This is a genomic window from Bacterioplanoides sp. (genome assembly GCF_965219715.1).
Classification (GTDB): Bacteria; Pseudomonadota; Gammaproteobacteria; order Pseudomonadales; family Oceanobacteraceae; genus Bacterioplanoides.
In genome coordinates this window covers 1,443,489-1,456,037 of sequence record NZ_OZ244785.1, presented here as the reverse complement: position 1 = coordinate 1,456,037, position 12,549 = coordinate 1,443,489, and the positions used below count along the sequence as shown (strand labels likewise).

Here is a 12,549-nt window from a genome sequence, read left to right as displayed (position 1 = left end):
TTTTTTTATATCTGCAGAATATGGTGCTAATCAGAACAGGTTTAATACCAGTGCTGCTTGTTCGCAGTGATCTTTTTTCTTCAGGTCGCTCTTTTGTTTCGACTGATCCGATTTAATCCAGGTGTAGCTGGACGGTGAGCCCTTACAAATGGTCAGACCTAATACGTTATTTTTTGATTTAACGAACAGGTTCATATTAACCAGGCCACGGGTGCGTGAGCGCAAGTGTATCTTTTTGGGTGATGTAGTGTAAGAACGCAGACCATCTTTTGCCGTTACATTCATGCTCTGGCCTGCGGGTGCGTTAACAAATACCGCGTCATCACGGATTTCCAGGCTGGTCCAGTTCGAGTCTGTTTCAAACTCCAGTTCGTAAATTTTTTCGGCTGCCATCAGGTTGGCAGAAGCTGCAATTAAGGCAGTACAGATTAATGCTTTCATAGGCCTTCCGTGGATTCTCCGGAGGTGGCTGATCAGACTTTCGGGAGCCTCAGCTCCCGAAAAATTTAAATAGTTATAATTATATAGTTCACGTTTCTTATATCGTCAAAGTTTGGGCCGGAATTTCAGCCGTCACAGATGGTTTTCGGCGTATTCCGCCAACACTGACCTTGGTGAACCTTCCAGGTGGACCGTGCCACCGTGATCAAACTCTTTAAAGCGCTCAATCAGATAAGTTAAACCTGAGCTGATCGGGTTCAGGTATGGCGTATCGATCTGTGCCAGGTTACCCAGACACACCACCTTACTGCCGGCTCCGGCGCGGGTAATAATGGTTTTTATCTGATGTGGGGTGAGGTTCTGACATTCGTCGATCAGAATCAGGCTGTGCTGAAAACTGCGACCACGAATGTAGTTCAGTGATTTAAATTGCAACGGCACTTTCTGCAGAATGTAATCCACGCTGGAAGGTGAGTGCTCATCGTCGCTGTGTAATGCCTCCAGGTTGTCGGTAATTGCCCCTAACCAGGGTTCCATCTTTTCTGCTTCGGTACCGGGCAAATAACCGATGTCTTCATCCAGGCCACGGGTACTTCTTGTCGCAATAATGCGGCGGAATTGGGCGGTGGCGACGGTCATTTCTATGGCTGCTGCCAGTGCCAGAATAGTTTTACCGGACCCGGCCTGACCGGTAAGCGTTACCAGGTGGACATCCGGGTCGAGTAATAAATTCAGGGCAATGGCCTGGGGAATATCCCGTGGCGTTAAGCCCCAGACACTTTGCCCTAATAACTGCTCGGCTGGTAAATCCTGTAATACGGCGGTTTTTTCCTCCATCGCCACCACTTTGGCAATAAATCCTTTTTCATCGACAATAAAGCGGTTAAGAAATAATTCCTCCGGCAGATTACTCAATGGAATTCGGTGATAAGTACCGGTTTCGTCATGGAAGGTTTCGACCTGATCCTGGCTGTCCCAGAAGGAATCGGCATAGGTGTGGTAGCCGGTTTCTAATAACGAAACATCGTCCAGCAACTGGTCATTCTGGTAATCCTGGGCGCCGACACCGCAGCCGCGGGCTTTGAGACGCATATTAATGTCTTTGGTGATTAACACCACATCCCGGCGTGGATATTTTTCCTGCAGGCTGACCAGACTGTTAATGATTTTATTGTCGTTGAGATGGCTCGGCAGCGTTTGATTTTTTGTCTCGAAATTATCCAGCAATATCGAGAAGTGCCCCTGAACATTGCCGTCCGGGCGCACGATGGGCACACCTTTGGCGATCTCGGTTGGCGACGCATCACCAATAATCCGGTCTATCTGGCGAATGGCTTCACGGCAATCGGTCGCGATCGACGCTTTGCCCATTTTTAACTTATCCAGTTCCTCCAGTACTGTCATCGGAATCACCACCTGGTGCTCCTCAAAATTGAGAATCGCCTGGGGGTCGTGAATCAATACATTGGTATCGAGTACATACAGTTTGGTAGCGGACTTGGTAGCAGCCATACAGTCATTCTCCATGGCGGTGGGGGAGTGAGTGATTAAGTGCGAGCAGGGTGGTGCGGGAATCCGGTTGCGAAGCGTAAGGGCGTATCGGTAAAGATGTCAGAGAGAGCGCGGCGTCGGATAAAAAGAGAGGAGTAGTAATAAAAAGCCGCTGAAAACACAGCGAAGCCGGGTGCGACAGAAAGTGAAGCTGTCGTTGCCAGGTGTCAGAACGTCCGCTGCTGATACTGTGCGGACGCCATATAAAGCCATGGTTCGCCGTCAAGTGTATCTCCTTTGCTTTCCCTCACTATGTTGGCTTTTTTATGGCTTGGCAAGTGTCGATTTTGTTACATCTTTCATTGGGTTATAAAAAATGCGCATAAAAAAACCCGGCGGCTGCCGGGCTTTTCTGGGTTTGGTTTAACTCACAATCTTAGTGATCCTGAGCTGCACCAGCGCCTTTTGGTACACGAATATCTTCGATCATATGGCGGATATCCTCAGGTACCGGAGCCGTCATATTCGACACTACGAAGGCCGTTGCGAAGTTCAGCAGCGCACCTACCGCACCGAATGCTTCAGGTGCGATACCCAGGAACCAGTTGTCCGGAGTGTTCGCCAGCATGTTGGTACCGGATACGAAGAACCAGCCTTTGTAAGTGAAGATATACACCAGTGTTGAAGTCAGACCAACCAGCATACCGCTTACCGCACCCGTGTTATTCACCTTAGTGCTGAAGATACCCATCATCAGTACCGGGAAGATCGAGGATGCGGCCAGACCGAAGGCTAGTGCCACTACCTGGGCGGCAAAGCCCGGCGGATTGAGACCTAAGTAACCGGCAACCAGAATGGCACCTGCCATGGCGATACGTGCAGCCATCAGTTCCTGTTTTTCATTAATCTGCGGCATAAAGGTGCTCTTCAGCAGGTCATGCGAGATCGCCGAGGAGATCGCTAACAGTAAGCCCGCAGCGGTCGACAGTGCTGCAGCCAGACCACCGGCAGCCACCAGAGCGATTACCCAGTTAGGCAGGTTCGCGATTTCAGGGTTCGCCAGAACCATGATGTCACGGTCAACCTTGGTCATTTCGTTGCCTTTCCAGCCGAACTCTTCAGCTTTGGCAGCGAACTCAGGGTTCTTATCGTTGTAGTACTGGATACGACCGTCGCCATTTTTATCTTCAAACTTCAGCAGACCTGTGGTCTCCCAGTTTTTGAACCAGTCCGGACGTTCTGCGTATACCAGGTTACCTTCAGCAGAACCCACTTCACCGTGTTGAATGGTGTTGGTCAGGTTCAGACGAGCCATAGAACCCACCGCTGGAGCTGTGGTGTACAGGATGGCGATAAACAGCAGTGCCCAACCGGCAGAGGTACGTGCGTCAGATACCTTAGGTACGGTGAAGAAACGGATAATTACGTGTGGCAGACCCGCAGTACCCATCATCAGCGACAGTGTGTACATCAGCATGTTGAAAGTGCCGCCTTTCTGCGCGGTGTATTCAGCAAAACCTAAATCAACCAGCGTCTGGTCAAGTTTCAGCAGCAGTGGTGTGCCATCAGCCGTGTCACTCAGCAGACCCAGTTGTGGCAGAGGGTTACCGGTCAGGTTCAGAGAGATAAATACCGCAGGAACGGTGTAAGCAAAAATCAGTACACAGTATTGAGCGATCTGGGTGTAAGTTACACCTTTCATACCACCGAGAACGGCGTAGAAGAATACGATACCCATACCCGCATACAGACCAGTTGCGTAGTCAACGTCGAGGAAACGAGAGAAGGCCACACCGATACCTTTCATCTGACCAATCACATAGGTCAGCGAGGCAACGATCAAACACACAACTGCTACGATACGGGCAGTACGGGAGTAGTAACGATCACCGATAAAATCAGGCACGGTGAACTTACCAAACTTACGCAGGTAAGGAGCCAGACACAGAGCCAGCAGTACATAACCACCAGTCCAGCCCATCAGGAAGATGGAAGCGTCGTAGCCTTTAAATGCAATCAGACCGGCCATGCCGATAAAAGAAGCCGCCGACATCCAGTCAGCACCGGTAGCCATACCGTTAGCAATCGGATGAACACCACCGCCAGCGGCGTAGAATTCTCCGGTAGTTCCGGCACGCGCCCAAATCGCGATACCCATATACAGTGCGAAGGTCGCACCAACAACCAAATAGGTTAACGTTTGCAGATCCATAATTCGCTCCTCAGATTAGTCGTCTACGCCGAACTCGCGATCGAGCTCACGCATTTTCTTGGCGTAAAAGAACACAATGAACAGGAACACATAAATGGAACCTTGTTGTGCAAACCAGAACCCCAGGCCAACACCACCTACCGGAATCACATCCAGCACGTCGCGTAACAGAATCCCAAAGCCATAAGAAACCACGGCCCACAGGACCAGCAGTTTAATCATCAGGCTGATGTTTCTGCGCCAGTACGCTTGCTTATCGTCTTCAGACTTAAAAGCCATAACACCCTCTCCTCGTTTTTATTAGATGCATTTCCAACCTAGGGGAGTAACGCAATTGAAAGAAGATAGACCTTGGTAGTAACCCCACAGTAGTGTTACGTGATTAAATAAAAAGCCTTTAAAAACAATGGCTTAAATAAGTGTTTCGGTGTTACTTTTTGACACAGGAAGACCTTGGTATTAGTCGCTTTTGCCATTGAATTGCTATTCAGGCGCAGTCGCCTGAGATTTGACCTGGACAACAATTTCAACCGTGTGTACGGCTCGGTCATATCGCCGTCATAATTTACTTTTAATCTCCGTTTTATCTCTGGTCTATACCAGAAAATATTGCTGCATCAATGAACTGAGCGTCGTTTAAGGCGTCCGGATTTAAGCAAATACAAGGGGGATTTATGGACAAGTTTGCAAAACATATGTTGTCACTGGCGGTCGCCGGGGCATTCTCAGGAATCAGTTTTTCGGTATTGGCAGAGACCAGTGAAGAGGTTTCTTCCGCTGCCAATGACGATATCGAAGAAGTGGTTGCCGTTGGTGTGATTTTCCAGGGACAGGCCAAAGCGGTCGACACCCAGCGAAATTCTGATCGTATTCTGAATGTTATTTCTGCCGATGGTATTGGTAAATTACCGGATCGCAACGCTGCCGAAGCGGTACAGCGTCTGCCGGGTGTGTCAATTGAACGTGACCAGGGTGAAGGTCGCTTCGTTGCTGTTCGTGGCCTGCCAGCGCAATGGAGCTCGGCCTCGGTGAATGGTGACCGTATTCCGACGGCGGAAGAAGAAACCACTTCCCGTGCTACCGCGTTTGATTTCTTCCCGACCGAAATGATTGAAAGCATTGAAGTGAGCAAAGCCATCACGCCGGATATGGAAGGCGATGCCATTGGTGGTAACGTCAATTTTATTACCCGCAAAGCCCCGGAAGATACCGTGCTGGATGTGACGCTGGGTACCAACTACAACAAAAAAGCCGATAAAACCGGGTATAACATCAATGTGATGGCTGGCGACCGCAGTGAAGACGGTAAGTTTGGCTACCTCATTAATGCCACAACTAATTACCGTAACTGGGCGACGGATAACTTTGAACCACGTCGTAACAGCGATGGCAGTATTTATCGTCTGGAGCTGCGTGATTACACCGGTAAGCGTGACACCCGCGGTTTAAACGGTGCGGTTGAATATAACTTCGATAATGGCGACAGTATTTATGCCCGTACCTTGTATGGTTCATTAACCGACGATGAAACCCATTACAAGCATCGCTACCGCTTCGATAAGCAAAGCCGTGATCCAAACACCGGCGCCATCTCCGGCGGTCGTGTTGAAGTACAACATATTCACGACATCCTGAAGACCGAGCTGAAAGCCCACGAAATTGGTGGTGAGCACTTTATTACCGAAGACAGCAAGCTGGATTGGAAATTAGCCACCTATGACAATCACTTTTATTACGGTGATGTACCCAACGGCAAAGACAACAGTTACTTCGTTGCCAAATTTACCCAGAAAGATGTGGTGTTCGATGGTCTGCAATACGACGCAGATGGAGAAGGTCGTTCTAACAATGTGATTGATGGTGGCAGCAGTTCTGCCCGTAAACCGTCGACGCATTTACCAGCCGGATTCAAAATGGATCCGAGCCAGATGAAACTGGCAGATATCAACTTATATAAAGTTGATGTCCGCGAAAAAGACAAAATTGTTGCTCAGCTGGATTTCAGCCACGATGTGAATTACGACCTGCAAATTAAAACGGGTCTGAAATACCGTCAGAAAGAACGTGTGGCCAGCTTCTCCGACGAGTTTTATACCTGGTCAGACAGTGCAACAACACCGGTACTGTCCGATTTTAAATTAAAAAATCAGCCGGGCCGCAGCGATTATTTAAGCGATATTAATGCAAATTACGATAAAGATTTCAGTCAGGTTGCCAGCATGTCGGACCTGGAAGATTTCTGGAATAAAAACCGCGATAAATTTGAATTTGTTGATGGTGATTCCGCCACGATTGCCAACGGTGGTGCATTAAGCCGTAACTTCGATGTGGAAGAAACGCATACCGCAGCTTACGGCATGGCAACTTATCAGTTAAATGATGAGACCAAAGTGGTGGGTGGTGTTCGTGTCGAAAAAACCAAAACCGATGTGGATGGTTATCTGCAGGAAAACGGTGTGACCAAGCCGCGTAGCGAAAGCAAAGATTACACCTCGGTGCTGCCTTCTTTACACGTGACTCATGCGCTGGCTGAAGATCAGAACCTGCGTGTTGCCCTGACCCGTACGTTTGCCCGCCCGGATTTTGGCGCACTGACGCCTGGCGGCAGCTATACCGAAGCGGATAACGTATTGAAAAGTGGTAATCCGGATCTGGATCCAACGTATTCCGATAACCTGGATGTGATGTTTGAACAATATTACGGCGAAGTGGGCCTGGTATCCGCAGGTGCTTTTTATAAGCACATCACTGACCCGATTTTCTCTGACAAAGGCACCACAAATTTCCGTGGCCAGACGGTTAAAACCGTTCGCGAAGAAAACGGTGATGCAGCCTGGTTAGGCGGTGTTGAGTTTGCCTTCAGCCGTCGACTCGATTTTGTCATGGACTCTCTCTATAACTTTGGTGTACAGGCGAACTACACCCGCATGCGTTCGGTGATGGAATTACCAAACGGTCGTAAGACCCGTATTCCTCGCCAGGCAGACAGCCTGTACAACGCTTCTGTGTTCTACGACGACAGTAAATACGCAGTACGTTTAGCGGTTAACCACAAAGGTGATTACATTCTGGAACACGGTGACAGCAGTTCTTCGGATGAAATCTACGGCGACAACATGAGCGTTGATCTGAGTGCTTCTTATACTCACAGTGATGACCTGATGTTCTATGTCGATATGAACAACATCACCAACGAACCGCTGAAGTACTACCTGGGCAGCAAAAAGCGTCCATTACAAACCGAGTACTACGGTTACCGTATGAGTGCCGGTGTGAAATACAGCTTCTTCTGAGTGAGCTGAACCGCGCAATTGCGCATCACACCTGAGACCTTCTCTCCGGTTGGCCGCTGCCATTTCGTACAATTACGGCATGGCAGCGGCCTTTTTTGTCCAGAAGATACTAAACGTTACCTTAAATAAGAGGATATTTAACATATTGGCTCAAACCAGTGTTGAACACCTATTCAAGACTGGTTACCGTGCCGACAGGCGCTGTTATGGGGGAGTCGAGGTGATTGTTATATCACCTTGCTGGCAGCAAGCCTTAATAATCAGAATAAACTGGAGAGATCATGAAGCGGTTGTCGATCCGTTGCTCAATGGGGCTGTTATCACTGGCATTATTAGCTGGCTGTGGCGGCGGAAGTTCCGGTGTCAGTGTTGATGCTGAACCCAATAAACCCACTCATCCTGAAGCCGAAGTGCCGGCTGCAACCAATCTCCAGGTTGCCGAAACCCGTACCACCAGTATTTTATTACGCTGGCAATATGCGACGTCGGCAAAACAATTTGAAATTCAGCGTGACGGTAATGTTATCGCTACCATTAACGGCGATTTATTGTCTTACCAGGATAATAACCTTCGACCAAACCAGACATTCCGATATCAGGTGATTGCACTGAATGCATCGGGTCAGCGTTCCCAACCGGTTTCAGTATCGGCCACCACCATTGCTAATGATGCGCCGGAAATCAGCGATTTTCCGCCATTAATGACATTAACCAGCGAAGCGAAAAAAGATCAGCTGGTGTATCAGTTTTCTGCAACCGATAAAGAAAATCAGCCATTAAGCTGGCGTTTAGCTGAAGAAAACAACGCGCCGTTTTTGATCTCTGCTCAGGGCCAACTGAATTTAAATCAAGCGGCAAGCAACATGGGCGGCAAGGTATATCGCTTGCAGCTGGAAGTCAGTGATGGCATCAGTGTCAGTACGGCATCCGTTAATATCGGTTTTATCGAAATGGCCGCCAACGCCGAACAGCAAGGCTTGTTGCGGCAGGTATATAACGGTCAGACTTTTACTACGGAAGTCAGTTCATTGTTGTCGTTCGATGATTATCCCGATAGTCCGGCATCCGCCAGCATCGAAAACCGGTTTAAATCACCCAGTAATATTGGTGGCAATTACGGCCAACGTATGTCGGGCTATTTATTGCCCGCAGTCAGCGGTGATTATCGTTTCTGGATTGCTTCCGATGATGGCTCAGAGCTGCGTTTAAGTACGGATAAAAATGCGGGTAATGCTAAAACCATCGCCAGTGTCAGTGGTTGGGTTGGTGAGGATAACTGGAGTCGTCGTGCCAGCCAGCAATCCCAAGTCATTTCTCTGCAGGCTGGAGAAGCGTATTACATCGAAGCATTAATGGTTGAAGTCGGAGGCGCTGATCATTTATCCGTTGCCTGGCAGCCACCGGGTGGCGAACAGGCCATTATTGATGGCCAGTTTTTACGCCAGCCTCTGGATACCCAGGCGCCTGAAGCGGTCGACGATCTGGCGGTTATTCAAACCGAAGATGCCGGAATTATTCTTGAATGGAAGGCGCCAAAAGATAATAAAGCCGTTGCCGGTTATGAGGTCTGGAACGGCGGATTAAAGCTGTCTGATGTGAAAGCTGCGGACTTATCCGAAACGAACATTGAGATGAAAAACCTCGATAGTGGTAAACGTTATGACTTTTATCTGGTTGCTTATGATGCTGCCGGTAACCGTTCTGCCCGCAGTAATGCCGCTGCTATTATGATCAGCGATTATATTGCCCCCGCTGCGGTAACTAATCTGGCGCTGGCGAATATTACTCCGTTTTCAGCCCGGTTAAGCTGGAATCAGCCAGAAGCCAATCTGCAGTATCGTATTTTTAACGGTGAAACCTTGCTGGCGACAACAACCCAGGCGCAGCATTTATTATCCAATCTTGAGCCCGCAACGGATTACTCATTAAAAGTAGTGAGTGTTGATGCCGCGGGAAATACATCGGAGCAAGCGGCTGAGATCAGTCTGACCACCGCCAGCGTAAACACCGATGTACCGGGTTTTAATGGTGAGAAATTTTATGCTGCGCTGGCCGCGGATAGTGCAATTGGCAGTCCTGTCTTTAAAGCGCAGGCAACAGCCGTTAGCGGCAACAATGAGGTTGTCAGCTACAGCCTGACTCAAGACAGCTCCGGCGGTTTATTCAGTTTATCAAGCGATGGTTTATTAACTCTGAATCGTTCTGCTTCGGGCGCCAGTGGCCAACAATACACAGTAACCATTGAGGCGACACAAGGGACTGCTGTCAGCTCCATGCAGCTGCAGGTGATGATTATTGCGGCTGAGCGATTTAATCAGCAGGGTGTTAACCAACAAATCTGGACCGGTATTTCTGGAAACAGTGTTGCAAATATTCCATTAACCGCCATGCCACAAAGTCAGAACCGGTTAATGGAGCTGGCGAGTAAACCAGCGCTGGGTAATTATTATGGCCAGCGTGTGCGCGGATTTTTAAAAGCGCCCCGGGATGGTCGTTATAATTTCTGGATTGCGTCTGACGATAACAGTCAGTTATTGCTATCGCCGGATATGGACCCGAATAAAGCCGAATTAATCGCCCGGGTAAATGGTTACACCGGTGTCGACGCCTGGTACAACGGTAACCGGGTGAAAACCAACATTGAACTGAAAGCAGGCCAACTGTATTACATCGAAGTACTGCATAAAGAAGGTGGTGGTGGCGACCATATGTCGGTGGCCTGGCAGGGGCCGGAGATGACGAATAAAACGCGTATTAGTGGCGAACACTTAATGCCGTTCAGTGCTTTGTATCCGTCGACTCCAACGGTTAATCAACTGGTGCAGTCTGGTTTTGATCAACAGGGAGAGCAGCTAACATTAACGCTGAATATCCCCGCCGATGCTGCAGGACTGCCGGTATTTATTTATTACGGCACGGTTGATGCCGGTGATCAGATTTCCGGTTGGCAAAAAATGCAATCAGCTGGCACGTTAGCCGCAGGTCAGCAGCAGGTAAACTTGCCGGGTATTACCCCTGGGCAGAATTATTTTGTTCGGATCGAAGTGCGTGGTGCGGCGGGCAGCAGCTGGAGCAGTGTTGTGCCGGTTTCTACCCAGATTATTCCAGCAGGTAAACAAGCCGGAGAAGCGCTGCCACAAATCATTAATATCAGCGTTGATATTAATGACGAAAATAAACAGCTGAGTTTTTATAAACACAGCGTACGTTCCCCTAATTATCAGTTATTAACCTTTGATAATCGCCGCCAGCAACAATATCAGGCGGTGGTGCCGATGCCAGAGCCGCGCACATATCGTGGCCGTGTGACGAATGATCCTTATCTGGCGGTAACCGGGGTAATTGATGCCGATGGCAAAATGCATATTTCAGCCTGGCGTGGTGATGGTCGTGCCTGGGGCAAGGTTGCTGATGTTTCTCATTTAATTGACGCTGACGCCCTTGGCAATAATGAAACAACGACAGACGAGTTGCAGATCAGCGTTGATGTTCCGGCTAACGATAATAACCGCTACTTTGTGCCGCAGCCTGGCGCGGATTTTCATAATAATCTGGCGCGGGTGTCGTTTAAGCATGAGCACAATCAGTTTGTGAATCAGGCGCGTGGCAGCATTATTAATTCCATCGCACAAATGGAAAACCATATTAATGAAACCGATTATGTCTGGGCACAAAAAACCGGCTTACGCTGGGATGTGGGCCGTGCGTTAATTGAAGTGCATGGCAATTCAACCGCAGAAAATACTCAGCCACGACCGGCTGCAACCGATGCCACCAACTTCACTATTGAATTCCAGGATCCGGTGAATGGCGGTTATTGCTGGGGCGGTGGTGACTGGGTTGGCTGTGTCGCTAATTTCACCCACAACTGGGGTTTCACCCATGAAATTGGTCATAACATGGGATTGGGCCACGGTGAGCAAACAGACAACAATAATCAGATCATGGCACCGGGCAGTCAGCTGGGGAATATGCAGGCACGTAAAACCACCCGTCGTCTGCAAGCGGGCAGTAAGTTTAAGCCTGCCAAAACCATTACTGACGTTATGCCACCGGCGGCCTTTAAAGATTATCTGTCGGTTTATCAGAATGAAGCAGGCAATATTGCGGTATTAGCCAACGATTATGATGCCAACGGAGAGGCGTTATCGATTCTGAAATTCCAGGCGACAACGGCCAAAGGAGGGCAGGTCAGCCAGCAAGGTAATATCCTGCGCTACACACCACCAACCGATTATATTGGTGTCGATCAGTTTACCTACACCGTCACAGATGGCACCACACATACCGTGGGTCCGGTGCAGATTCAGGTAATGCGTCAGGGAATTACCGGTGACTGGAATATGGAAAACATCGGCGATAATAATCAGGTGCTGGACAGCAGTGGTGATCACAATCATTTAACCGCACCGGAACTGTCTGCTCTGACCAGCGGCAGCTCGCTGGCGGATATCCGTGAGGCCAGCAACAGCAATCATGCTATGACTTTGCAGTTGATGGCATCCGCAGAAAAAGCAGAAGACGCTCTGGGCCATAAGTTATTGCCGCATAAATTAGACCCGGGCCATAAAAGTTTTACCGCCACCATGCGGATAAAATACAACAGCCTGGATGGTGCCCGCTTGCTGATGGGTAAATCGTCCAGTGGGCCGAATAATATGGAGTACGGTGGCTGGGAGATTCGCAGTAATGGCAGTGCGGTTCAGATGCAGGTGAATTTCCGTGATCGTTTGATGATTACCAATCATGCACTGATCAGTCAGGAAAATGCGTTGAGTGATGGCGTCTGGCATCATCTGGCGATGGTTATTGATCGTGAGAATAACGAATTACGCGGTTATATCGATGGCGTTGCGCTGGCAACCACCGCCACTCTGCCACAAGGCTCTGGTCCGGTAACCGCTGCGATGAATAACACCAGCTATGGTGGTGGTTCGCCATTCCGGGTAGGTGGGCATGCGCAATTAGCCTGCAGTGGCGAAGGGGATGCCAAAACCTGTGAGTTACCACAAAACCAGGCATTTGATGACGTTAAGGTTTATCACAAGGCGCTGACTGTGGACGAAATACGGACGCTTTCTGCACAGTGATTCAGGTAACACTGTGATGATT

The 12,549-nt window shown here is 49.1% G+C and carries 6 protein-coding genes; 2 read left to right on the top strand and 4 right to left on the bottom strand.

Annotation, left to right across the window (positions count from 1 at the left end; all coding sequences use genetic code 11):
• Nucleotides 1-30: 30 nt before the first annotated feature.
• The 4 genes from ACOQOZ_RS07150 to ACOQOZ_RS07135 form a co-directional block, all read right to left on the bottom strand.
• A complete protein-coding gene (locus ACOQOZ_RS07150; protein ID WP_420591587.1) occupies nucleotides 31-441 on the bottom strand; it encodes a hypothetical protein in 411 nt (136 codons plus the stop codon).
• Between the two features lie 132 nt (nucleotides 442-573).
• Nucleotides 574-1,953: a PhoH family protein gene (locus ACOQOZ_RS07145; protein WP_420591586.1), complete on the bottom strand. Its 1,380-nt coding sequence runs from the start codon at nucleotides 1,951-1,953 to the stop codon at nucleotides 574-576.
• Between the two features lie 415 nt (nucleotides 1,954-2,368).
• The gene (locus ACOQOZ_RS07140; RefSeq protein ID WP_420591585.1) at nucleotides 2,369-4,144 is read right to left on the bottom strand and encodes a sodium:solute symporter family protein; all 1,776 of its coding nucleotides are present in this window, start codon (nucleotides 4,142-4,144) and stop codon (nucleotides 2,369-2,371) included.
• A gap of 15 nt (nucleotides 4,145-4,159) precedes the next feature.
• The gene (locus ACOQOZ_RS07135) at nucleotides 4,160-4,423 is read right to left on the bottom strand and encodes a DUF4212 domain-containing protein (protein WP_420591584.1); all 264 of its coding nucleotides are present in this window, start codon (nucleotides 4,421-4,423) and stop codon (nucleotides 4,160-4,162) included.
• 395 nt (nucleotides 4,424-4,818) lie between these two features.
• Between ACOQOZ_RS07135 and ACOQOZ_RS07130 the strand changes: the two genes are divergently transcribed.
• Both ACOQOZ_RS07130 and ACOQOZ_RS07125 read left to right on the top strand, forming a co-directional pair.
• Nucleotides 4,819-7,437 (top strand): TonB-dependent receptor, encoded by a 2,619-nt coding sequence (locus ACOQOZ_RS07130; RefSeq protein ID WP_420591583.1) that lies wholly within the window; start codon nucleotides 4,819-4,821, stop codon nucleotides 7,435-7,437.
• A 281-nt stretch (nucleotides 7,438-7,718) separates the two neighbouring features.
• Nucleotides 7,719-12,527, top strand: a complete 4,809-nt coding sequence (locus ACOQOZ_RS07125) for a fibronectin type III domain-containing protein (protein ID WP_420591582.1) — start codon at nucleotides 7,719-7,721, stop codon at nucleotides 12,525-12,527.
• Nucleotides 12,528-12,549 lie beyond the last annotated feature (22 nt).